Below are 23300 nucleotides of genomic sequence, written 5' to 3'. Positions count from 1 at the left end.
CAGCAATTTTTTCGCTAAATAATATTATTGTTTTCAAGGCGTAAATTTATTATATTTGTTAAACAAATCCCGTCGTGCTATGGGATTTTTTCTATTTATATAAACGATGAAGTTATGAGTAAAGTATCTTATTATACTGAAGAGGGACTGAAAAAGTTGAAGGATGAACTAAATCAGCTACGCGATGTAGAACGACCAAAAGCTTCTGAAGCTATTGCCGAAGCCCGTGATAAAGGAGATTTAAGTGAGAATGCAGAGTATGATGCTGCTAAGGAAGCACAGGGACTTTTAGAAATGAAGATTTCTAAATTAGAGGAAGTGGTTGCTAACGCAAGAGTAATAGACGAGTCTCAACTAGACACAGATAAAGTTTTAGTGCACTCTCACGTGAAAATAAAGAACCAAACTAATGGGGCTGAGGTAGAATATAAACTGGTAGCCCAAAGTGAAGCCGACCTAAAAACAGGTAAAATATCTGTAGATTCCCCAATTGGTAAAGGATTACTGGGGAAAAAAGTTGGTGATACCGCAGAAATTAATGTTCCTAGTGGAACGATGAAGTTTGAAATATTAAAGATCTGGAGAGAATAACTTTCCGGTTTTTAACAGTTTGCAAAATCCTTTTCCAATACCTTTAACTAAGGTTCTGTGAAAAGGATTTTATATTTATGTACTAACCAATTCAGAAAATATTATGGCCAGTTTATTCACTAAAATAGTAAGAGGGGAAGTGCCTGCTTATAAGATCGCAGAAGATAGTCAGTTTTTAGCTTTTTTAGATATAAATCCAAATGCCAGGGGTCACGTACTATGTATTCCGAAAAAGGAAGTAGATTATATCTTTGATCTGGAAGAAGAAATCTACCAGGAATTAATGCGGTTTTCTCGAAAAGTAGCGCTAGCCCTGAAAAAAACGGTTGATTGTAAAAGGGTAGGAATGGCAGTTGTAGGTCTGGAAGTTCCACACGCCCACGTTCATCTTATTCCGCTGAATTCTATGAGTGATATGGACTTTTCTAACAGCGTAAAAATGGAAGATGAGGAATTTAAAAAACTGGCAGAATCTATTCACGTAAATCTTTAATGGAAACTGAAATTTACAAGTTGGAGCTCGAGCTTAGGATAGACTGGAGCGATCTTGATATGTATAAACACGTAAATAATATCTCGTTTATGCGCTATATGCAGTCGGGCCGTGTGAATTTTTGGGAGGCTTCAGGGATTTACGAGATGTATGAAAACACCAATATGGGAACAATGTTGGTTTCTACTCATTGTGATTTTAAAAAGTCCCTATATTATCCCGGGAATGCCATAGTAAAAACCAAAATTGATTTTGTGAAAAATACCAGTTTCGGTTTAAAACATCTTATTTTAAATGAAGCCGATGAGGTTTGCGCCGAAGGTAAAGATGTAGTGGTTTGCTACGATTTTGAAAAAGATAAAACCTTTAGAATACCTGAAGATTTAAGAACGCAGCTTTCGAAATTCTAAACTTTCCGAAGCGAAATTTTAAAAGTTGTGCCTTTGTTTAATTCGCTTTCGGCTACTTTGATCCTTCCGTGGTGATAACCTTCAATAATTCTTTTCGCTAAAGATAATCCAAGTCCCCAGCCACGTTTTTTAGTAGTATGCCCCGGTTCAAAAATAAGTTTGAATTTACTTTTGTCCAGTCCCTTTCCTGTATCCTTAATAAATATGTGTGCCCATTTTTGATCTTCTTGCATTTCGATGTGCAATTTTCCTTTCCCACGCATCGCATCTATGGCATTTTTCACTAGATTCTCTATGGTCCAGCTGTAAAGCTGCTTATTTAACATTACCGGGATATAACCTTTAGGCACATCAATAGAGAATTCGATTAGGCGCGAACTTCTTGTTTTTAAATAATCGAAACTAGTTTGAGTAGCTTCAATGATATTGGTTTTTTCCAGAATAGGAGAGGAACCAATTTTAGAGAACCGCTCGGTAATGGTTTCAAGACGGCTAATATCTTTTTCCATTTCAACGATATAAGATTCCTTTACATTTTCCTGTTTAAGAATCTCAGTCCAGCCAATAAGGGATGATAGAGGAGTACCAATTTGGTGTGCAGTCTCTTTAGCCATCCCGGCCCAGAGTTTATTTTGCTCGCTGTTTTTGGTAGTGGTGTAGAAAAAATAAACCACCCCTATAAAAAGAAAACCAATAAGGACTAACCCAACGGGATAATACTTAAGGCTGTTTAAAACTGGGGAATTTCCGTAATAAATATACTGTTGCTCTCCATTTCCAAGATTTATAATAATTGGTGCATTTTCCTCCTTTAAATTTTCTAAGAACTGTTTAGCTTGTTTCTCATTTTCTAATTTATCGGGATCAATATTAGTGGTGTATGCAATATCTCCATCGGTATCAGTATGGATTATGGGAATGGTGGTATTATTATTTAAAATTTCAAGAATAAGATCCAGATCGGCATCTTCGGGCGGCGGGTCACGGTCTAAAGCTTCCTGTGCTTTGGCCCAAATGTTCATTTTAGACCGTTCATCTTGTTTTAAACGTTGAAAGAAAATACTGGTATTCCATAATACCAGACCTACTACTATCAAACACGAAATAATAATAAACCAGCGATTAAAAGTGCGTTCGTCTGTGAAGTTCATACAGGCCTTTGAGCTTTAAAGGATTTAAAGATAAGCGTTTTTAAACGAATTTTATTGCGTGCCCCGGCTTTTCATTCCCTGTAGGTTTCGTTACCTTTGCCAAAAAATAAGTATGCTTACAATAGATCCTAAAGAGGTGAGCACAGGCAAGCTTCATCGTTATTTGCTTGGTGCCATTGGCCCCAGGCCTATCGCTTTTGCCAGCACAATAGATACTGAGGGCCGACCAAATTTATCGCCTTTCAGCTTTTTTAATGTTTTCGGGTCTAATCCGCCAACATTAATTTTTTCCCCGGCGAGAAGAGGTAGGGATAATACGGTAAAGCATACCTATACCAATGTTAAAAATATAGATGAGGTGGTGATCAATATTGTGAATTACGATATTGTTCAACAAATGTCACTTTCCAGTACCGAATATGCCGAAGGTGTGAATGAGTTCGAAAAAGCAGGATTTTCAATGCTGAAATCTGAACTTGTAAAACCATTTCGGGTGGCTGAATCGCCGGTACAATTTGAATGTAAAGTGAAGCAGGTTATTGAAACCGGCCAGGAAGGGGGAGCAGGTAATCTGGTGATTTGCGAAGTCCTTAAAATGCATATTAATGAAAGCATTTTAGACGAAGAGGGATTTATAGATCAGCATAAAATAGATCAGGTAGCCAGAATGGGTGGTAATTGGTATACCCGTGCAAATATGGGAATGTTCGAGGTACCAAAACCACTTTCCAGTTTAGGAATAGGTATTGATGCTATTCCTGCAGAAATTAAAGAAAGTAAAACTTTAACCGGAAACGATCTTGGTAAGTTGGGGAATGTGGAAGCACTCCCAAAAGACGAAGAAATTGCAAGTTTTATAGCTAAAAATAAAGATTTAGCCGAATTAGTAAAAACAAATAACAAAACGAATATTCATACCCGGGCACAATTGTTTTTAGAGAAAAACAATACCGATGCTGCCTGGAAATTATTATTAGCAAAAACAGATTAAGATGGAAGTACAAGGCAAGATTAAGTTAATAGGAGAAACCAAGACTTTTGGAAATAACGGTTTTAGAAAGAGAGAAGTGGTGGTGACTACAGAGGAGCAATATCCACAACATATTATGATAGAATTTGTTCAGGATAAAACAGATTTGCTTAACAGTTTTCAGGTAGGGCAACCGGTTAAAATCGGAATCAACTTAAGAGGTAGAGAATGGGTAAGCCCACAGGGTGAAACCAAATATTTTAACTCTATCCAGGGATGGAGAATAGAAAACCTGCAAGCAGACCAATCTGCAGGTGGGGAAAATGTACCGCCACCAGATAATTTTGAACCTGCAAACAACTTAAACGAAGAGGATTACGACGATCTACCTTTCTAGCAAATTTCAGAAGAAAATTCGATTCAAATTATAAAAAGCTTAGCATCCTATTAAGAGGGCTAAGCTTTTTCTTTTTGTACTTTTCTTATTTACCAAAAACCCCTGAGTATTGCATTTTCTACAACATAACGAAAATTTTCCACCCATTTATGAAGCCGATGAACAGGGACTTTTGGCTATTGGGGGAGATTTGAGTATTCCGCGATTAATCTATGCTTACAACCACGGTATTTTTCCCTGGTACGATGATTCTCAACCCTTACTTTGGTGGAGCCCCGATCCCAGGATGGTGCTTTTTCCTGAAAAATTAAAAGTTTCAAAAAGTATGAAACAGCTATTTAAGAAGGATGCTTTTGAAGTAACTTTTAATCAGGATTTTAAAGCGGTTATAGAAGCTTGCGCCGAAATTAGGCGGGAGGGTCAGCACGGTACCTGGATAACCCGCGAGATGATTGAAAGTTATATAGAGTTGCATGAATTTAATATTGCGCATTCTGTGGAAGTATGGCAGGACGGAAATCTTGTTGGAGGACTTTATGGAATCTACCTGATGGATAAAAAAGTTTTTTGTGGAGAAAGTATGTTTACAAAAGCCAGCAACGCTTCAAAATATGGATTTATAAGCCTTGTTAGTAAATTGAAAGAAGAAGGTGTAAAACTTATAGATTGCCAGGTTTACACCAAACATTTAGAAAGTTTGGGCGCTGAAGAAATTCCCCGGGATGAATTTCTGGAATATTTGGGGATTTAAAGCGATAGAATAATCTCACTGGTTATAAACAACTCGCTGCCTGGATCTCTGGTATAATCTTCATAACGATATTGTAAGCCTAAAGTGGCCTTGGTTTTTGTCCAAAGCTCATTACCGAGGGCTACAGAAAAGCGTTGTTCCAGTTTAGGTCGCTCTTCGCTTCCAACACTAAATAGAGCCTCTGTATTGCCAATTATAAAAAATTCATTTTGATCTACTCGTTGCCCGCTTAAAGGCAATTCTACTGAAAATCGATAACGGGTTCTGTAAGTAGTGATCTCCCTTAAGCGTTGCTCAAAACGGGCACGGTGAGCCACTTTTAAAGAATTATATTTTCGAGAATGTCCAAACTGTTCTACAATTCTTACTTCGTCCTGAATATCCTTATCAAAAATTTCTTTAAAACGGTATCTTATACCTAAACTCAACTTGCTATAAAATCCAACTTCGTAGCTGGTGAAATGCGATAGCTGAAGATGCTGAGCATCAAAATTATATTCCTCATCTTCATAAATTATATCCCTGTTAGATAAATTGAAGTTATATGACCAGCGGGAATCGGGGTCTATATTTATCGTAAAATCGGGATCTATTAGCATGCTAAAGTTTTCCTGAGCTTTAGTATTTTGAATTCCCAGAAATGCAAAAATCAGAAAAAGTAAAACTGAATATTTTTTAGAAAATAAGGTAGTCATAAGAGTTTCTTATTATTTCTCGTTCATTTTTAAATTGGCCATTTTTATCAAAAAGCATTTCAAATTTTTTCAATTTACCCTTGTTTTTCACCGCCACTATTATTTCATAGTTATCGGGCTGTTGCGTATCAAACGAGAGGGATTTTAGAAATAATTTTTCAGCAGAACTTTCACTTACAGAATTTGGTAAATATTGTGCCTGAATTTTTTCCAACTTATGCCGCTCATGATTTTTCTCCAGATAAGTTTGAATGTTTTGGAGTGTTTGTTTTGGAAGTTGCTTTTCTTTTAAAATGACTTCAACGTCCTCCAGTTTTCCGTCTTTGCCAAATTCTACACTAAAAATAGAACGTTTAAATTTAAACTTGGTTTCATAACTTTCTTCTTCGCCATCAGTCTGATAATAATAGCGTAATCTGTTAGCTTTCTGAGGAATTTTATCGATTAAAAAGAATGCGTCTTCAGGCATTTCCTCCCGATCTATACCTTCTTCTTTTTCCATTTTTTTATCCTGAGCTTTTGCCAGGGTGGTAAAAAGTATAAATGTTATTATGAATAGTTTTTTCATCTACTAATAATTTTTCTTCCAATATGCGAAATCATTCCAGACCTGCTAATTAGTTATTCTCGATACAGTCCTGGCTTATCTTTCCAGTTTTTCAATTTCCTTATGTCTAAAACAGGATACCTCATGATCATTTACCATACCTGTGGCCTGCATATGTGCATACATAACTGTTGAGCCTACAAACTTAAAGCCTTTTTTCTTTAAATCTTTACTTAATTTGTCGCTAACTTTAGTAGTCGCAGGTGCTTCTTTATAATTTATCACTTCATTTTGTACAGGACTACCATCAACAAAACTCCAGATATATTCGCTAAAACTTCCGTATTCTTCCTGAATCTTTATGAAATTTTGGGCGTTGGTCACTGTGGCTCTCACCTTTAATTTATTCCGAATAATTCCCGCATTTTCCAGTAGTTCCTGAATTTTTTCTTCAGAATAATTCGCGATTTTTTTATAATTAAAATCGTCAAAAGCTTTTCTGAAATTCTCTCGTTTCCGCAAAACGGTAATCCAGCTTAGACCTGCCTGAAAGGTTTCGAGGATTAGGAATTCAAAAATAGTATGATCATCATAAACAGGAACTCCCCATTCATTATCATGATAAGCTTCATAGAGCGCATCGCCTTCACACCATCCACAGCGTTGTATTTCTGACATTATTATTAAGATTTAAAATTGTAAGTAATTGTGCCGGGTTGTTCGTTTCTCCCCGGCAACTGTGAAAATACAGCGTTAGAGGCATATTCGAGTGCTTTTTCTATTAAGCATTCGTTATCTGAATTGGAACTGGCTTTATTGATTCCAGTATCAATCACCTGCCCTTCAGCGTTTACGGTAATATTTATTACGATTTTTCCTGAATTATCGCAGGTGTAAATAGGGTTAGGAATGGAGACGGCATTTCTTCCGCGTAGCGAAAATGAAATAGAGCTGTTTCTTAAACCTCCAGATTGGGTAGAAATATCTTTGGAAGAATTATCTCCATCAGATCGTTTTATTGTTTCAGATTTACTTCCGGTGGCAAAAGTTCCCTGCGTAGAACTTTCGGTTTCGTTTTCAGAACTTTGTTCCTTTCGCGCACTATTCTGCTCTAAGATTTCATCTAATTCTCTATTAAAATTTTCTTCCCGGGCTTCCTGATTTTCATTGAAAGCCCTGTGAGTTTCAGGAGAATTTTGGTTGGTTTGAGGTTCAGGTTCTTCTTCTGGAATTTCTTCCTCGTCTTCTGGTGCTGTATATTCTTCCAATTCCACAAGCATTTCCCGCTCAACTTTTTGTTGCTGCGATAAGTTGAAATTATAAAGTCCAAGAATCAATACCGAACAAAAAAGTACGGTAATTATGAGTGCTTTATGTTTATCGAAAAAATCCATGCTATAAAACAAAACGCGTAATGTTCTATTTTATGCTGAAGGTAGCAATTTTTCAAAAGATGGGAGGTCTAAAGCATCATCTATAACGAATTCACCAACACGGGTTCGCTTTAAAGAAGAAAGGTAAGCGCCGGAACCAAGGGCGATTCCAAAATCGTTGGCCATACTTCTTATATAGGTGCCTTTGCTGCAAACTATTCTAAAATCTACTTCTGGAAACCTGGGTGCTTCTACCTCAAATTCGTGGATGGTAACCGGCCTGCTTTCTAATTTTACATCTTCGCCTTTTCTTGCATATTCATATAGGCGTTTTCCGTCTTTTTTTAAAGCTGAAAATACCGGAGGTGTTTGTTGAATTTCGCCAGTAAGCTGAAGGGCAGCTCCATCTAAATTTTCCTCTGCAATATGGCTTGTTTCAAAGGTTTTGTCCACTTCAGTTTCCATATCGTAAGAAGGTGTAGTGGCGCCGAGGGTGAAAGTCCCGGTATATTCTTTTTTGGTTCCTTGTAGTTCAGGAATTTTTTTGGTGAATTTTCCAGTGCAAATTACCAGAACACCGGTAGCTAAAGGATCTAAAGTGCCGGCGTGACCAACTTTTATTTTTTTTATTCCGCAGCTTTTTCTAATCAACCAGCGCACCTTATTAACCAGCTGAAAAGACGTCCACTCTAAAGGCTTATCGAAAACCAGGATCTGGCCGTTTTTAAAATCTTCAGGAGTGAATTTTTCAATTTCTGTGGTCATAAAATTTTATTTGGTTTTCCCCTGGGAATTTAAATTGTCAAGGGAATCTGATTGTTAATTATAATATGCAACCCCAATGGACACAATTCCTGCAATAAAGCAGTAAATGGCGAAATAAGAGAGTTTACTCTTCTTTACAATACTAATCATCCAGGTACAGGCAGCGAGACCAGCCAGGAAGGAGGCAACGAAGCCAATAGCGAGGACAGAGAAAGAAGTAGTGCTTTCCATTAAATTCCCGTCTAAAAGATCTTTGGCTATTTTTCCTAAAATTAAAGGGACAACCATTAAAAAAGAAAATCTAGCAGCTTTGGTTTTATCATTTCCTAATAATACCGAAGTAGAAATTGTAGCACCACTTCGGGAAATTCCCGGTAGAATTGCAATAGCCTGCGAAATTCCTATCACAAAAGCATTGCTGTAACTTACTGGTTTGAAAGTGTTCTTTGCTTTGTCTGCAAGCCATAACAATAGGGCAGTGATAATAAGCATAAATCCGACAAAGATTATATTTCCACCAAATAGGATCTCTAATTCTTCTTCAAAGAAAACTCCTATAACTGCAGCAGGAATCATAGAAATAACAATTTTCAGAGAAAATTTAAACTCATCATTCCATTTAAATTGAAACAGGCCTTTAAAAATTTCTGCTACATCTTTTCTAAACACCACAATAGTACTCAATGCGGTTGCAGCGTGAAGTATAACTGTAAACAGTAAAGATTCGCTAGGGATACTGTTATCTCCTAATAATGCTTTACCAAGCTCCAGGTGTCCACTCGATGAAACAGGCAGAAATTCAGTTAGCCCCTGGATTATTCCCAGAATGGCAGCATCTAATTCGTTCAATGTAGTTTACTTTTTGGGATTTAATAAAATAGCATAAACTTCTATGGCAAAACCAAGAAGTACTAAAGTTGGAGCCAGTCGAATACGCTGAAAATTATAAATATCTGGATTAAAAGTATTGGGGTCTTCACTGCCGCCCCCGGCCATAAGAATAAAACCTAAAGCTATTACCGCCAGCCCAATAAACATAAACTGGTAATTCTTCTTTTCAAAAATGAAGTATTTTTTATGATCTGTGGGATGCTGTTCTTTACTCATAGTAGGCGATAAGGTATAAAGCTGTTCAATTAATTTTTAGGTGAAAAGTTCAAAATTAACCAATTTAAGTTAAAACAGTCGTATTGATAAAGACTAAATATAAAATAATAAAAAAGCCATACGCCTTAGCGTATGGCTTTAATCTTTAACGGCTTAAAAATTTAAGCAGCGTGATAAATGTTGTAATGATTTAAGATTTCGTGATAGAAATCCATACTTTTTTCATCTTTCTTTAAACAGGATTTTAGAAAACGTTCTAAGTCCTGACATTCAAAAGTAATTCCTGTGTATTTACGTTTTCCAACCGGTATTTTTAAATCTACCGTCTGTTCGCTATAATTAATTCTTACGTTCTTAGCATCAAAATATTTTTTAATAATAGCTCGATGCATAAGATTATAATTTGAGTTCTCTTCAGAATTAAAATTATAAATACTATAAGAAATCAGATTTTTCACCTCATCAAGAGTGGTGTTTGGGTTAGTATTATTTTTCATAGGTGTTGGTATTAATTGGTGTTAGCATTTGCTAAGTTACATTTAGATTTCTTTTTGTATGTTAAAAAACTTTTAATAAACCTATGATTAGTAAATATTTAACGACTAAAGAATCTTTTTGAGTTTTTTTTAATCTTAGAAAAGAAATTGTTGAAAGAAAAATACTACGTATCGAATTAGGGTATTCTCTTATACCGGTAAAAGGAAGTTTTTCGTATCTAATTTATGTCTAAAGCGAGGGGTGGGTGGAGAGATCTGTATTTATTATCTAAACAGGAGGCATTAATAAATTTTGTTCCAGCAACTGTAGTAATTCCATAAGAATCATGGACGTGACCAAAAATGTGAAATTCAATTTCACGATTCTGTATGGTTTTTAAGAGCGAAGCACATCCAATATGCTTTCCGTTGTTTAAAACATCTTTAATTTTGTAAGGTGGCGTGTGAGAGATAAGTACTTGAGTATCTTCGGGAATTTGCTCCCAGTGCGAATCGATTTCCTGGGTTTGTTTTTGATTAAAAGCCCAGGTGCCATCTCCAGGAGTAACAGGAGAACCCCAAAATTTTATCCCATTGAGGTTAATTCCGCTTTCTTTTAAATAATTAACGTTTTCAGGAATAATTTTCTGAATCTCTTCTTCATTGTATTTTTCAAAAAAGAAATCGTGATTTCCGGCAATAAAAATTTTATGTTCGTGTGGCTGTGCAGAAAACCATTCTAGAAAGTCTACAACTTCCCTTTTAGTTCCGCCTTCGGTAATATCTCCTGCATGGATTAAAACGTCTCCATCGGGAATTGGAATTTGTTTATGCTTATTATGCGTGTCTGAAATACAAATTAACTTCATAGAAAAGAAAAATATAAAAAATCCGGAAGAAGAAATCGTCCGGATTGTAATCTAAAATTTTGGCTTATTAATCTTCAGCTCCTTCTTCTGAAGATATGTAATCTTTATCTACAGGAAGTAATTTGTTTGTTATTTTGGTTATAGCAAACGCAACAATTACTGCGGTAACCGCAAAAAACAGAAATTTAACAAGTAGACTGTCACTTAGCGCAAAACTATAAACCGCAAGAAAAATTTCTACGGCTATGAATACTATTTTAAGGCTAAGTTTAAAAATCATGATTTCTGTTAGGTTTTGAGGCAAATATACAATCAAAAACCATTGGAAATTTGATGCTTATAGGCTTTTGCTAAAATTTAACGCAAAGAAAACTTTGGGGTTAAATTTTTAAGTTAAAAACTCTTAAACAATGAGACTAAGTGTTTTGAAATTGTAAATTTCCGTCATAAAAAATGCCAGCTTGAAGAAAAAATCTAAATTATTTCTGAGTTTTATTGTTATTCTTATTGTATTGGCTATGGCCATAATTGGGGGGAATATGTTTATTGAAAACAAAATGGAAACTGCCCTGGAAGAAAATTTGGAACAGGCCAATTTTGAATATGAAAAATTAAATGCGAGTCTTCTGGGTAGAAGTGCTTCAATAAGTCGTCCGGTTTATAAAAAGAACGGGATGCAAATTACTGCGAATGAAATAAAGATAGATGGGATTGATATTTTTGAATATATAAGTAACAAGAATATTGAAATTGCTAGCTTAAAATTCAACAAACCTGAAGTAACAATCTATACGGAAACTAAAAAAGAAAAGGATAGCTCTAAAGGAGAGAATTCAGGAGAAATAGATCTATTAATTAAATCGGTTGAAGTTATTGATGGGAATTTTAAAATGGCTAAAAACAATTCGGTTAAAGAGCAGCTTTTCGCCAATTTTCCATCGCTTAGTTTGAAGAACGTAAGCGTGGACCAGAAATCACTAAAAAATGGACTTCCGTTTAATTATGAAGCGCTTCATATGACTTCAGATAGTTTATTTTTTAATCTCAATGATCAACACGATATGTATGTTGATAAAATGGAGATGGATGGGAATTCTCTTGTGTTCAGTAAAATTAATATGAAGCCCTTATATGGTAAACAGGAATTTCAGCAACATATTCCTTATGAGAAAGACAGGTTTGATATAAATCTTGGAGAATTAGCTCTTAAATCTTTTAACTGGAGTTTTGAAAATGATTCGCTTTTTCTGGAAAGTGAAAACACAAGAATAGCAAATGCCGACATAAAAATTTACCGCGATAAACAAGTAAAAGACGATCCTCGCCAAAAACCTATGTACAGTAAAATGATAAGGGAATTGCCTTTTAAGCTAAAACTGGATACACTTAAGGTTGAAAATTTTGCCATACAATATGAAGAGTTGGTTAAGCCAAAAAGAGGTCCCGGTAAGGTGACTTTTAAAAATCTTAATGCGAGTATTTACAATGTTAGTAATGTGAATATGGAGGCTGAGGATTTCCTAAGAACAGATATCGATGTGCAAACACAGTTTATGGGCGAGGCTAAGCTTAATGTGAATTGGAATTTTGATATTTCGAATAAGGCTGATGTGTTTTCAATTTCGGGACAAATGGATAGCATTTCCAGTGAAGGGATTAATAAGTTTATGAAGCCGGCTTTAAATGTAAAAGCCGAAGGAGGAATTAGAGATATGCGATTCAATTTCACTGGAAATAACGAGAATTCTACCGGTGATATGAAATTGGTCTATAAAGATTTTAAAGTTGAGGTACTTCAGGAAGACGGAGAAGAGGAGAATAAATTCCTTTCTGCTATCGCAAACCTAATAGTGAATAGCGATGCTACTTCTGCAGAAAAAGAGCAAAAAAATATTAAAACCCAACGAACCAAAACCAAATCTTTCTGGAATTACCTTTGGAAGAATGTTAGAAACGGTGCTTTAAAGTCTTTCCTTTAAATTTTAAATGTTACGACCGGCATTCTGGCGTGGTTTACCAAATCTTCGCTAATACTGCCATTAAAGAAATGAGCCAGACCTTTGCGCCCATGCGTGCTAATACCAATTAATGCTTTGTTCTTTTTCCTGGCAAAATTCAAAATGCCCTTTTCTACACTTACATCATTATAAATATGCATTTTATAATCTTTAATTCCGGTGCCTGAAACAAAATGTTCTATCCGTTCCCTTACTTCGGTGCTGGTAATGAAATTGTTTGGTGTATTGATAAAAAGTAAATGAAATTGGGCTTCAATTAACTTTGAAAAATTGTAAGCTGTATCCAAGGTGTGTTTGTTGCTGGCATCGGCATCTGTAGCGAAAATAAAATTTTCAACCTCAAAATTTTCGTGTTCATTTTTAATTACAAGAACGGGTATGTGTGAAGAACGCACCACTTTTTCGGTATTACTACCTATAAACATTTCCTTAAAACCACTGGCGCCGTGGGAGCCCATAATAATTATATCACAATTATATTCTTCGCTTACTTCCATAATCCCTTCGAAAGCCTGGTGAAACATTACTGTCTCATGAATCTTAATATCTTTTAGAAAGGGTCTCTCCATAAGTTTGGCAAAACGTTGGTGAGCCAGTTTCATAAAAAAAATGGATTCGGGTAAATTCTGGCTATTGCCGCCTCCCACAGGGTCTATAAGTTGCATGGGCAGTTCTAACATATGTAGGAGATAGATCTCACTGTTGTGTTTTTTTGCCAGTTGCGCGGCAATTTTTAGTGCGTGCTCGGCGGTATCTGAAAAGTCGGTTGGAACAAGTATTTTTTTCATCAATTTACTCTAAAAGATTAAAAATGATTGCTTTATTAAAGTTAAGAATAAAATTTCATTTAAGGTCTGGTTTTCTTTCTCTGAAATTATTATTATATTTGCAGCGTTGAAACTAAAAAAGTACAGCGAGGGGACATAAAGTCCCCTCTTTTTATAGCTATGTTGCAGGATAAAGTAGAAAATTTGTTGAAGGAAGCTTTCCAGGAAAATAATTCACTATTTTTAATAGACCTAAACATTACCAACGACAACAAGATTTCTGTTGTGATTGATGGTGATAGTGGGGTTTCTGTTAACGATTGTATTGCGGTAAGTCGCAAAATTGAACACAATCTAGACAGGGAAGAAGAAGATTTTTCTTTGGAAGTTAGCTCGGCAGGAGTTTCTGAACCTTTACGCCTGGAACGGCAATACCGGAAAAACCTGGGGAGAAAACTGCAGGTGACTACCAATAACGAAAAAATTGAAGCAACTTTAACCGAAGTGGATCAGGACGGGATTAAGCTTAACTGGAAAGCCAGAGAGCCAAAACCGGTAGGAAAGGGAAAGCATACCGTAGAAAAAGAAGCGGTATTGCCATATTCTGAAATTGCAGACGCTAAAGTTATCATAACATTTTAACCTCAAATTGATATGGAAAATATCGCCTTGATTGAGTCATTTTCAGAGTTTAAGGATGACAAATTGATAGATCGTGTAACGCTTATGGCCATCCTTGAAGATGTGTTTAGAAGTGCGTTAAAGAAGAAATATGGTGAAGACGATAATTTTGATATTATTGTAAACCCAGATAAAGGAGATCTCGAAATTTGGAGAAACAGGGTTGTGGTAGCCGATGGTGAGGTGGAAGACCCAAACCAGGAAATTTCTCTTACAGAAGCTAGAAAAATTGAACCCGATTTTGAAGTTGGTGAAGATGTATCAGAAGAAGTAAAACTTGTAGATTTGGGGCGTCGTGCGATTTTAGCCTTAAGACAAAATCTTATTTCAAAAATCCACGAACACGATAATACTAATATCTTCAAGCACTTTAAAGAGCTTGAAGGCGAAATTTATACCGCAGAAGTTCATCATATTAGGCACAGGGCAATTATTTTGCTAGACGACGAAGGCAACGAGATCGTTCTGCCAAAAGATCGTCAGATTCCTTCAGACTTTTTCAGAAAAGGAGATAACGTAAAAGGAATAATAGAAAGTGTAGAGCTTAAAGGAAATAAGCCAACAATTATACTTTCACGTACTGCTCCGGTTTTCCTTGAAAAACTTTTTGAACAGGAGATTCCTGAAGTTTTTGACGGTTTAATTACTATTCAAAATGTAGTTCGTGTTCCTGGTGAAAAAGCTAAAGTGGCGGTAGATACTTACGATGATAGAATTGATCCTGTTGGTGCCTGTGTAGGTATGAAGGGGTCCAGAATTCATAGTATTGTACGTGAATTGGGGAATGAGAATATAGATGTGATTAATTTCACCACTAACGACCAGTTATACATCACAAGAGCTTTGAGTCCTGCAAAAATTACATCTATTAAATTAGATGAAGAAAATAAAACGGCCGAAGTTATGCTGAAGCCGGAAGAAGTTTCTAAAGCTATTGGCCGTGGAGGTCACAATATTAGGCTTGCCGGGCAATTAACCGGTTATGAAATAGATGTATTTAGAGAAGGTGTGGAAGAAGATGTAGAGTTAAAAGAATTCTCTGATGAAATTGAAGATTGGGTGATTAAGGAATTTTCCAGGGTTGGGCTGGACACTGCAAAAAGTGTTTTGGAACAGGAATTGGAAGACCTTATTAGACTTACCGATTTAGAAGAAGAAACCATTCGCGAAGTAGTGAAGGTTTTAAGAGAAGAGTTTGAAGAGTAGTAAAAAACTCATTGAATATATAATAATTAAAAGAGGTTAATTTAGAGGGCAATTTATGGCTGAAGCAAAAACAATGCGACTAAACAAAGTATTACGTGAATTCAATATTTCGTTAGACCGGGCTGTAGAATTTTTAAATTCTAAGGGTCACGATATTGAGGCGCGTCCTACTACTAAAATCTCATCCGAAGTTTATCAGGTGCTTTCTGATGAATTTGAGACCGACAAATCTAAAAAAGTCGAGTCTAAAGAGGTTGGTGAGGAAAAAAGAAAGGAGAAGGAAGAATTGCGTTTAGCAAGGGATAGAGAGCTCGAAGAAAAGCGCAAGGCCGAGGAGAAGAAAGAGGATGAGAAGCGTAAAGAAGAGGCAGTTACTGCCAGGGCTAAACTAGCCGGTCCTAAGAAAGTAGGTATGATTGATCTGGATAAAAAACCAGAGAAAAAAGCCGAAAAAGAAGAGGAAAAACCAGAACCAGCGCAACCTGAACAGCCCGAGGAAGCCAAAAAGCCTGAAGCCAAAGAAGAAAAGCCAGAAAAGTCCGAATCTCAAGAACCTAAGGAGGAAGCACCTTCTAAAGAGGAGAAAAAGACTGAGGAAGCTTCTAAGGAAGAAGCGCCTGCCGCTGCTGAAGAAGAGCGTAAGGATCCTGAGTCTATGACTCATAAAACAAATTACACCAAGCTTAACGGCCCTAATTTTACCGGAAAGAAAATTGACCTTTCTCAATTTAAAAAACCGGAAAAAAAGAAAGACGTAAAGAAAGCTGCTGATGACAAGAAGGAGCTGGAAAAACGTAAGAAGCGTCGTCGTAGAATTAGTAAAGATGTGAAGCCTGGAGCTTCAAATCAGGGAGCTAAAAAAGGAGGAGCAGCCAGAAAAAGAGCTAAACCTATTACTAAAGAAGAGCCTAGCGAAGAAGAAGTTCAAAAGCAGGTTAGAGAGACCCTTGAAAAACTTCAGGGTAAATCTGGTAAAGGTAAAGGAGCTAAATATAGAAGAGATAAAAGAGATCAACACCGTCAACGTTCAGAAGATGATCTTGCACAGCAGGAAACCGATAGTAAAGTTCTTAAAGTTACAGAGTTTGTAACTGTAAGTGAAGTTGCTACGATGATGGATGTGCCGGTAACGAAAGTGATTTCTGCCTGTATGTCTCTAGGGATGATGGTGACGATGAATCAGCGTTTAGATGCTGAAACACTTTCTATTGTTGCAGATGAATTTGGTTACGAAGTAGATTTTGTAACTGCAGATATCGAGGAAACAGTAGAAGAAGTTCCTGAAAATCCTGAAGATCTTGAAGATAGAGCGCCAATTGTAACTGTCATGGGTCACGTAGACCACGGTAAAACATCTTTACTGGATTATATTCGTAAAGAGAATGTGATTGCCGGTGAGAGTGGTGGTATTACCCAGCATATTGGAGCCTACAGTGTGAAGCTGAAAAACGGTGAAAAAATGACGTTCCTGGATACTCCTGGTCACGAAGCCTTTACGGCGATGCGTGCTCGTGGAGCTCAGGTAACAGATATTGCAATTATTGTAATTGCTGCAGATGATGATGTGATGCCGCAAACTAAAGAGGCTATTTCTCACGCCCAGGCTGCCGGTGTACCAATAGTATTTGCAATAAATAAATCTGATTTGCCAACAGCAAATCCGGAGAAAATTAAAGAGAAACTTGCGGGTATGAACCTGCTTGTGGAAGACTGGGGTGGTAAAGTTCAGTCTCATGATATATCAGCTAAAACTGGATTGGGAGTTGAAGAACTTCTAGAGAAAGTATTACTGGAATCTGAAATTCTTGAATTAAAAGCCAATCCTTCAAAAATGGCTTCAGGAACAGTAGTAGAAGCCTTCCTTGATAGAGGTAGAGGTTATATTGCGACTATCCTTGTGCAAACCGGAACTTTAAAAATTGGAGATTACGTATTAGCGGGTCGCCATAGTGGTAAAGTGAAGGCAATGCATGATGAGAGAGGCCACGAGGTTAAAGAAGCCGGACCCGCAACGCCTGTTTCTATTTTAGGTCTTGATGGTGCGCCTCAGGCCGGTGATAAATTTAAGGTGATGGCAGATGAGCGTGAAGCCAAAGATATTGCTGCTAAACGAACTCAGTTGCAACGTGAGCAGAGTGTGAGAACCCAGCGTCATATTACCCTTGATGAAATTGGGCGTAGAATTGCGTTAGGTGACTTTAAAGAACTTAATATTATCCTTAAAGGTGATGTTGATGGGTCTGTAGAAGCATTAACCGATAGCTTCCTGAAATTATCTACTGAAGAAATTCAGGTGAATATTATTCACAAAGGAGTAGGAGCCATTACAGAAAGTGATGTGTTGTTAGCTTCAGCTTCAGATGCGGTAATTATTGGATTTAACGTACGTCCTGCAGGAAATGCAAGACAGGTTGCCGATAAGGAAGAAATTGATATCAGGACTTACTCGATTATCTATGATGCGATCAACGATCTTAAAGATGCGATGGAAGGAATGCTTTCACCAGAACTTAAAGAAGAGATCACGGGTACTGCAGAGATTAGGGAAACCTTTAAGATCTCTAAGGTTGGAACCATTGCAGGTTGTATGGTTACCTCTGGTAAGATCTACAGAAGTGCTGGAATTCGTTTAATTCGCGAAGGAGTGGTAGTTTATACCGGAGAGCTTGCTTCACTGAAACGTTTCAAAGATGATGTGAAAGAAGTTGCTAAAGGTTACGACTGTGGTATCCAGGTTAAGAATTACAATGATATTAAAGAAGGGGATGTAATAGAATCATTCCGTGAAGTAGAAGTAAAGAAGAAGCTTAAGTAATTAGGTTTTATATTAAATAGAAAAAAGCGGCTTTAGGGCCGCTTTTTTTATTTTTAGGTTCAAATTAAATTCCAATAGGAATCATATTGAACTGTAATATATTTTTCTGAAAAATTATCTACGTCGCGGTTTTGGAATAAATGCGGAAGGAAAGCTTTCCTTTATTTTTAAAAGTGCTCTGTCTGCTTCCAAACGATTTCTAAAATTTCCTACCCAAACCTTATAGTTAGGTGCTTCGTAGGCAATTAGTGATGGATACTCAAATTTGCTTCGGTAATCTTTTATAACTTCATTGGCTTCGCCATTATTTCCGTAAAAAAGCTGAATTTTAAATCGATCACCAATTTCGTTGTCCTTGCTCATTTCAGATTTTAACTCTAAAAGTTTAGAAAGTTTAGCGTCATCACTTACATTTATTCGACTTTCTTGAGCTGTTAAATTCAGAAAAGAAAATCCTGAAAGAAAACAAATTAACAGAAGTTTGTTTATGCTTAATTTTCTCATAGTTATTTATTTAAGGCAAAAGTATAATTTAATAACTTAAACAAAGTTACTTTTATTATTTAGAACTGATATAAATTAAGGATTAACACTTATGTAACATTCCGAAAATCGACTATAAGTATTACTTTTGTTGCCGAATTTAAGGGTACAAAGAGTTAATATTACTAAGGCTTTAAGCTGTAAAAACCGTACCAAAGTTTAGACGTTAATTCAACTTATAATATGAAAAAGGTGAAATACCGCCACTCAACTTCGCGACTATTGCTCTTAAGTGTAGCATTTTTTATCTCATTTAGCGTTTTGGGAATTGCACAGGAAGAGGCCTCTCAGGATACTGCAGAGGAAGGCCAGGAGCAAACCGATGAATCATCGAGTGGATCTTCAGAGGCTGATGCAGCTGCATCAGGACTTGGGGATCCTGCGAATGGAAAGTCCTTGTTTAATTCACTTTGTGCTGCCTGTCACAAACCATATTCTGCTTCTATTGGTCCTGCTCTTCATGGCATTACTGAAAAAAGGGATATGGATTGGTTGTACCAATGGATTAAAAACAGTCAGGAGTTGATTTCTTCTGGAGATAATGAGGCTGTCGCGATTTACGAAGAGTATAATCAAACTGCGATGCCGGCTTTTCCTCAATTATCAGATGCTGACATTGATGATATTCTTGCTTATGTAGAGCAGCCGAAACCAGAACCTCAAACGGCGCAAGCCGGTGGTGAGTCTTCTGGCGGTGAATCTTCTGGAGGAGGTGTATCGGTAAATGTTATTTTAGGGATTCTGCTTTTTGTTTTGGTAATGCTGCTTGCGGTATTATTCCTTGTAAACAAAACGCTTCGAAATTTTGCTCAGGCAAGTGGAGTTGTTATTCCTGAAAAGCCAAAAAGAAAACCAATTTGGAAATCTTTTGTAGAGAACCAATTTCTTGTTTTGGTAAGTGCTGTGTTTGGATTGCTGGTTGTAGGCTATTTCGCTTATGGCTTCTTTATGCAGGTTGGAGTAGATCAGGGTTATGAACCAATTCAGCCAATTCATTATTCACACAGGATTCACGCAGGAGATAACCAAATAGATTGTAAATACTGTCACTCTTCAGCGAGGACGTCTAAGCAGGCGGGTATACCATCGCTAAATGTTTGTATGAATTGTCATAAAACAATATCTGAAGTGGCTCCTGAAACTGCTACTGCAGAATATTCAAAAGAGTTTTACGATGGTGAAATTGCAAAACTATACGATGCTGTAGGCTGGAGTCCTGCAGATCAGGATTACACTGGAGAAGAGAAACCGGTAAAATGGGTTCGTATTCATAATCTTCCAGATTTCGCTTACTTTAATCACTCTCAACACGTATCTGTTGCCGGGGTTCAATGTCAGAAATGTCACGGACCAATCGAGGAAATGGAAGTGGTTTATCAAGATGCTCCTTTAACAATGGGATGGTGTATAAACTGTCACCGCGAAACCAATGTTAGGATGGAAGGGAATGAGTATTACGAGAAAATTCACGAAGAATTATCCAAAAAGTACGGTGTAGAAGAGCTTACTGTAGCTCAAATGGGAGGCCTTGAGTGTGCTAAATGCCATTACTAAAAGTTTTTTCCCGGGTTTTCGGGGTTAATTAAGAAGTTAATATTTAGATATATATGTCATCAAACAAAAAATACTGGAAAAGTGTTGAAGAGCTAAATGAAAACAGCTCTGTTGTTGAGACGCTCCAACAAAAAGAATTTGCTGAAGAAATTCCGGTTGATGAATTTCTTGGGGATAAAGATTCCCTTGAAAGTTCAAAAACTTCAAGAAGGGATTTCTTAAAATATGTTGGGTTTAGTACAGCAGCAGCTTCTTTGGCTGCCTGTGAAGGGCCTGTTATTAAGTCTATTCCTTATGTGGTGCAGCCGGAGCGTATTGTTCCTGGGGTAGCTAATTACTATGCCTCTACAATTGCTGATGGTTTTGATTTTGCCAGCGTATTGGTAAAAACCAGGGAAGGAAGACCTATTAAGATTGAAAATAATGAATTAGCGAAGTCTAAAGGCGGTGTTAATGCTCGTGTACATGCATCTGTATTGTCAATGTATGACGTGAATAGGGTGAAACGCCCAATGATTGAAGGAAGAAATGTTTCGTGGGAAGAATTTGACCGTGAGGTTGGAAGTGCTCTTGATAATGTTTCTGGTGACATTGTTTTATTAACGCAAACTTTTGCTAGCCCTTCAACTACAAAATTAATTGGTGAATTTTCAGAAAAATATCCAAATGTACGTCACGTAGTTTACGATACGGTTTCTGAAGATGCTGCCTTAAATGCTTTTCAGGCTAAATATGGAAAGCGTGCATTACCAAATTACGATTTCTCTAAAGCAGAAACAATAGTTTCTGTTGGAGCCGATTTCCTTAGTGACTGGCAGGGTGGAGGATATGATTCGGCGTATGCTCAGGGTCGTATTCCAAAAAACGGGAAAATGTCCCGTCATGTTCAGTTTGAATCTAATATGAGTTTAACCGGTGCTAATGCCGATAAACGTTACCCTGTAACTCCATCTCAGCAAAAGGCTGTTTTAGCTGCGCTTTATGGTTATGTTGCGGGTGGTTCTTCTACGAGTGATTTGCCTGCTAAAATTGATGACGCTGTAGTTAAAGCTGCTCGCCAGTTAAGAAAAGCTGGAAATGGAGCTGTTGTTGTTTCTGGAATTCCAGATGAGAATGCTCAGGCTTTAGTACTTGCAATCAACGAAGCTCTTGGTAGTGTAGTGATGGATGCTGATAATCCAAGATTAACCCGCCAGGGTAATGCTGATGAAGTTATGCAGGTGGTCGAAGATATGAAATCTGGTTCTCTTGGCGCCGTGTTAATGGCGGGTGTGAATCCTGCTTATTCATTGCCTAACGGAGCAGAATTTGCTGAAGCTTTATCTAATGTAGAAGTTTCGCTTGCCTTCAGTATGAAGCCCGATGAAACTGCACAACTTTGTAAATATGTAGCTGCAACTCCTCATTATTTGGAGAGCTGGGGTGATATTCAATATACTACTTCAGAATTTAGTTTGATGCAGCCTGCAATCAGGCCATTGTTTGATACAAGGCAATTTCAGGATTGCTTGTTAAGATGGACTGATAATGATAAATCTTATCACGACTATATAAAAGAAACCTGGAGCGGTAATATTCCTTCTTGGAATACAGCGCTTCACGATGGTGTTTTTGAAGCAACTTCTCCTGTAGAGGTTGAAACTTCAGAGGTAGGTTCTGTAAATGTTGCGGCTGCGGCAAGTGAACTTGGGCGTCCTTCAGAAAATAAGGGGATGGAGTTAACGCTTTATACCAAAGTTTCTATGGGAGCCGGTGATCAAGCCAGTAACCCGTGGTTGCAAGAAATGCCAGATCCTCTAACCAGAGCATCCTGGGATAATTACCTTACGGTATCTAAAGCTGATGCCGAAGCTTTTGGTTTTGAAAGCGAACATGCTTCTAATGGAGGTTTAAACGGGAGCTATGCCAATGTAACTGTAGATGGTACGGTGGTTAAAAATGTTCCTGTAATTATTCAGCCGGGACAGGCAAAAGGTTCAGTGGGACTTGCGCTTGGTTATGGAAAGAAAGAAGGATTACAAGAGGAAATGCAAGTAGGGGTAAATGCTTATCCACTATATAAGAAATTAAATGCAGTGCAGTCGGTGACTATTGAAAAAGCTCCGGGAGTGCATGAATTTGCTTGCGTTCAGCTTCATAATACCTTAATGGGACGTGGAGACATTATAAAAGAAACTACCCTTGAAATATTCAATACTAAAGACGCAAGTGTATGGAATTCTGTTCCTCAGGTTTCTTTAGATCACGTTGAAAAACCAGTAACTTCTCCTGAAGTTGATATGTGGGATGGTTTTGACCGTAGTATTGGTCATCACTTTAACCTTTCTATAGATCTTAATGCCTGTACCGGTTGTGGTGCCTGTGTTATTGCCTGTCACGCCGAGAATAATGTTCCGGTGGTAGGAAAGAGTGAAATAAGACGATCTCGTGATATGCACTGGTTGCGTATTGATAGATATTATTCTTCGGAAGATAGTTTTATTGACGATCTTGATAAGAAAGAGAATATATCAGGTTTAGGAAGTTCTCTTTCTGAATTTGGTGAATTGGAAGAGCCTGCAGATAATCCTCAGGTAGTATTCCAGCCTGTAATGTGTCAGCACTGTAACCACGCTCCTTGTGAGACTGTGTGTCCTGTTGCTGCAACTTCTCACGGAAGACAGGGACAAAACCAAATGATTTACAACCGTTGTGTAGGTACAAGATACTGTGCTAACAACTGTCCTTACAAAGTACGTCGTTTCAACTGGTTTAACTATGCTCAAAACGAGGAGTTTGATTACCATATGAACAATGATCTTGGTAGAATGGTAATTAATCCCGATGTAACTGTACGTTCTAGAGGTGTTATGGAGAAATGTTCTATGTGTATTCAAAAAACACAAAAAACCATTCTTGATGCCAAACGTGAAGGTAGAGTTATTGAAGATGGAGAATTCCAAACAGCTTGTTCTTCTGCTTGTGATAAAGGAGCAATGACTTTTGGTGATATTAATAATGAAGGTGCTGTAATTCGCGATAGAAAAGAAGATGATAGAATGTATCACCTATTGGAATACGTGGGTACTAAGCCTAATGTGATGTACCAGACTAAGGTTAGAAATACAACAGAAGCTTAATA

25 protein-coding genes are annotated in these 23300 nt (G+C 37.2%); 12 read left to right on the top strand and 13 right to left on the bottom strand.

What is annotated here, in order from left to right:
* Window positions 1-114: 114 nt before the first annotated feature.
* The 3 genes from greA (at window position 115) to LB465_RS09730 (ending at window position 1494) form a co-directional block, all read left to right on the top strand.
* Window positions 115-591 carry a transcription elongation factor GreA gene (gene greA / locus LB465_RS09740; RefSeq protein WP_224469678.1) on the top strand — a complete coding sequence of 159 codons (477 nt, stop codon included), beginning with the start codon at window positions 115-117 and terminating at the stop codon, window positions 589-591.
* A gap of 103 nt (window positions 592-694) precedes the next feature.
* Window positions 695-1084, top strand: a complete 390-nt coding sequence (locus LB465_RS09735) for an HIT family protein (protein ID WP_224469677.1) — start codon at window positions 695-697, stop codon at window positions 1082-1084.
* Window positions 1084-1494: an acyl-CoA thioesterase gene (locus tag LB465_RS09730; RefSeq protein WP_224469676.1), complete on the top strand. Its 411-nt coding sequence runs from the start codon at window positions 1084-1086 to the stop codon at window positions 1492-1494. The genes LB465_RS09735 and LB465_RS09730 overlap by 1 nt, the downstream gene beginning before the upstream one ends.
* On the opposite strand, the gene LB465_RS09725 is transcribed toward LB465_RS09730, so the two are convergent.
* A complete protein-coding gene (locus LB465_RS09725; protein ID WP_224469675.1) occupies window positions 1491-2645 on the bottom strand; it encodes a sensor histidine kinase in 1155 nt (384 codons plus the stop codon). The genes LB465_RS09730 and LB465_RS09725 overlap by 4 nt on opposite strands.
* 112 nt (window positions 2646-2757) lie before the next feature.
* On the opposite strand from LB465_RS09725, the gene LB465_RS09720 reads away from it, so the two are divergent.
* The 3 genes from LB465_RS09720 to aat all read left to right on the top strand — a co-directional run bounded on the left by LB465_RS09720 (window position 2758) and on the right by aat (window position 4763).
* Window positions 2758-3636 (top strand): flavin reductase family protein, encoded by an 879-nt coding sequence (locus LB465_RS09720; RefSeq protein WP_224469674.1) that lies wholly within the window; start codon window positions 2758-2760, stop codon window positions 3634-3636.
* 1 nt (window position 3637) lies between these two features.
* Complete coding sequence (locus LB465_RS09715; RefSeq protein ID WP_224469673.1) at window positions 3638-4012, top strand: DUF3127 domain-containing protein; 375 nt, start codon at window positions 3638-3640, stop codon at window positions 4010-4012.
* A 109-nt stretch (window positions 4013-4121) separates the two neighbouring features.
* Window positions 4122-4763, top strand: a complete 642-nt coding sequence (aat, locus tag LB465_RS09710) for a leucyl/phenylalanyl-tRNA--protein transferase (protein WP_224469672.1) — start codon at window positions 4122-4124, stop codon at window positions 4761-4763.
* On the opposite strand, the gene LB465_RS09705 is transcribed toward aat, so the two are convergent.
* From LB465_RS09705 to LB465_RS09660, 10 genes are all read right to left on the bottom strand, one after another.
* Complete coding sequence (locus LB465_RS09705) at window positions 4760-5458, bottom strand: DUF2490 domain-containing protein (RefSeq protein ID WP_224469671.1); 699 nt, start codon at window positions 5456-5458, stop codon at window positions 4760-4762. The genes aat and LB465_RS09705 overlap by 4 nt on opposite strands.
* The gene (locus LB465_RS09700) at window positions 5439-6026 is read right to left on the bottom strand and encodes a hypothetical protein (RefSeq protein ID WP_224469670.1); all 588 of its coding nucleotides are present in this window, start codon (window positions 6024-6026) and stop codon (window positions 5439-5441) included. Before LB465_RS09700 ends, LB465_RS09705 begins: the two co-directional genes overlap by 20 nt.
* A gap of 75 nt (window positions 6027-6101) precedes the next feature.
* The gene (locus LB465_RS09695) at window positions 6102-6683 is read right to left on the bottom strand and encodes a DNA-3-methyladenine glycosylase I (RefSeq protein WP_224469669.1); all 582 of its coding nucleotides are present in this window, start codon (window positions 6681-6683) and stop codon (window positions 6102-6104) included.
* A gap of 5 nt (window positions 6684-6688) precedes the next feature.
* On the bottom strand, window positions 6689-7399 hold the full coding sequence (locus LB465_RS09690) for a TonB C-terminal domain-containing protein (RefSeq protein ID WP_224469668.1): 711 nt from the start codon (window positions 7397-7399) through the stop codon (window positions 6689-6691).
* Between the two features lie 30 nt (window positions 7400-7429).
* A complete protein-coding gene (truB, locus tag LB465_RS09685; protein ID WP_224469667.1) occupies window positions 7430-8143 on the bottom strand; it encodes a tRNA pseudouridine(55) synthase TruB in 714 nt (237 codons plus the stop codon).
* 54 nt (window positions 8144-8197) lie between these two features.
* Complete coding sequence (locus tag LB465_RS09680) at window positions 8198-8992, bottom strand: undecaprenyl-diphosphate phosphatase (protein WP_224469666.1); 795 nt, start codon at window positions 8990-8992, stop codon at window positions 8198-8200.
* Window positions 8993-8998: 6 nt separating this feature from the next.
* Window positions 8999-9250 carry a DUF3098 domain-containing protein gene (locus LB465_RS09675; RefSeq protein ID WP_224469665.1) on the bottom strand — a complete coding sequence of 84 codons (252 nt, stop codon included), beginning with the start codon at window positions 9248-9250 and terminating at the stop codon, window positions 8999-9001.
* A 161-nt stretch (window positions 9251-9411) separates the two neighbouring features.
* Window positions 9412-9747: a hypothetical protein gene (locus LB465_RS09670; RefSeq protein WP_224469664.1), complete on the bottom strand. Its 336-nt coding sequence runs from the start codon at window positions 9745-9747 to the stop codon at window positions 9412-9414.
* Between the two features lie 218 nt (window positions 9748-9965).
* Window positions 9966-10595: a metallophosphatase domain-containing protein gene (locus LB465_RS09665; RefSeq protein WP_224469663.1), complete on the bottom strand. Its 630-nt coding sequence runs from the start codon at window positions 10593-10595 to the stop codon at window positions 9966-9968.
* A gap of 67 nt (window positions 10596-10662) precedes the next feature.
* On the bottom strand, window positions 10663-10875 hold the full coding sequence (locus LB465_RS09660) for a hypothetical protein (RefSeq protein ID WP_224469662.1): 213 nt from the start codon (window positions 10873-10875) through the stop codon (window positions 10663-10665).
* A gap of 181 nt (window positions 10876-11056) precedes the next feature.
* Here LB465_RS09660 and LB465_RS09655 point away from each other — a divergent pair, with 181 nt between their 5' ends.
* Window positions 11057-12574, top strand: a complete 1518-nt coding sequence (locus LB465_RS09655; RefSeq protein WP_224469661.1) for a hypothetical protein — start codon at window positions 11057-11059, stop codon at window positions 12572-12574.
* Here the strand turns inward: LB465_RS09655 and LB465_RS09650 are convergent.
* Window positions 12571-13401 (bottom strand): universal stress protein, encoded by an 831-nt coding sequence (locus LB465_RS09650; RefSeq protein ID WP_224469660.1) that lies wholly within the window; start codon window positions 13399-13401, stop codon window positions 12571-12573. The genes LB465_RS09655 and LB465_RS09650 overlap by 4 nt on opposite strands.
* A 159-nt stretch (window positions 13402-13560) precedes the next feature.
* Between LB465_RS09650 and rimP the strand changes: the two genes are divergently transcribed.
* Genes rimP through infB form a run of 3 tightly spaced genes read left to right on the top strand, consistent with a single transcriptional unit; the run spans window position 13561 to window position 18082 of the window.
* Window positions 13561-14022, top strand: coding sequence for a ribosome assembly cofactor RimP (gene rimP, locus LB465_RS09645; protein WP_224469659.1), 462 nt, complete (start codon window positions 13561-13563; stop codon window positions 14020-14022).
* Window positions 14023-14034: 12 nt separating this feature from the next.
* Window positions 14035-15267 (top strand): transcription termination factor NusA, encoded by a 1233-nt coding sequence (gene nusA / locus LB465_RS09640; RefSeq protein WP_224469658.1) that lies wholly within the window; start codon window positions 14035-14037, stop codon window positions 15265-15267.
* Between the two features lie 55 nt (window positions 15268-15322).
* Window positions 15323-18082, top strand: a complete 2760-nt coding sequence (gene infB / locus LB465_RS09635) for a translation initiation factor IF-2 (RefSeq protein WP_224469657.1) — start codon at window positions 15323-15325, stop codon at window positions 18080-18082.
* Window positions 18083-18196: 114 nt separating this feature from the next.
* Here the strand turns inward: infB and LB465_RS09630 are convergent, their stop codons facing one another.
* Window positions 18197-18586, bottom strand: coding sequence for an SPOR domain-containing protein (locus LB465_RS09630; protein WP_224469656.1), 390 nt, complete (start codon window positions 18584-18586; stop codon window positions 18197-18199).
* A gap of 222 nt (window positions 18587-18808) precedes the next feature.
* Between LB465_RS09630 and LB465_RS09625 the strand changes: the two genes are divergently transcribed.
* Together LB465_RS09625 and LB465_RS09620 are read left to right on the top strand one after the other, a co-directional pair.
* Complete coding sequence (locus LB465_RS09625; RefSeq protein ID WP_224469655.1) at window positions 18809-20179, top strand: cytochrome c3 family protein; 1371 nt, start codon at window positions 18809-18811, stop codon at window positions 20177-20179.
* Window positions 20180-20232: 53 nt separating this feature from the next.
* Window positions 20233-23298, top strand: coding sequence for a TAT-variant-translocated molybdopterin oxidoreductase (locus tag LB465_RS09620; protein ID WP_224469654.1), 3066 nt, complete (start codon window positions 20233-20235; stop codon window positions 23296-23298).
* Window positions 23299-23300 lie beyond the last annotated feature (2 nt).

Origin of the sequence: Salegentibacter lacus, from assembly GCF_020164555.1 — a bacterium.
Classification (GTDB): domain Bacteria; phylum Bacteroidota; class Bacteroidia; order Flavobacteriales; family Flavobacteriaceae; genus Salegentibacter; species Salegentibacter lacus.
This window is presented reverse-complemented; position numbering and strand designations above follow the sequence as displayed.